Raw genomic sequence first — 345 nt, 5'->3', positions numbered from 1 at the left:
CCCAGGACCGCGAGCCGGGCCAGGGTCCGGACGAAGCCGCGCCCGGCGTCCCGCTCCGCCCCCGCGTCGGCGGTGAGGAGGTGCACGTCGTCGTGGTGGTAGAGGTTCCGGCGCACCGCCGTGAGCAGCGACGCGCCCCCGTTCACCTGGAGGAACACGCGCGCGCCCTGCTCGTACGCGGTGCGGACCGCGTCGCCGAAGCGGACCGGCCCGGACGCGTGGCGGGCCCACAGCTCGCGCAGCGCTCCGGGGTCCGTGCACAGCTGCCCGCTCACCGACGAGACGAACGGCACCACGGGAGAGCCGATCCGCCGGCCGGCGAGGACCGCGCGCACCCCCTCCTCG

General features: G+C 77.4%; 1 protein-coding gene. It reads right to left on the bottom strand.

From position 1 onward, the window contains the following. The coding region (locus VR44_RS39330) for a hypothetical protein (protein WP_045952491.1) at positions 1–345 on the bottom strand (345 nt) is incomplete at both ends.

It is taken from the genome of Streptomyces katrae (assembly GCF_000966975.1).
GTDB classification, from domain to species: Bacteria; Actinomycetota; Actinomycetes; order Streptomycetales; family Streptomycetaceae; genus Streptomyces; species Streptomyces katrae.
The sequence above is the reverse complement of the archived record's forward strand: the minus strand, read 5'-3'. Positions and strand labels throughout refer to the sequence as shown.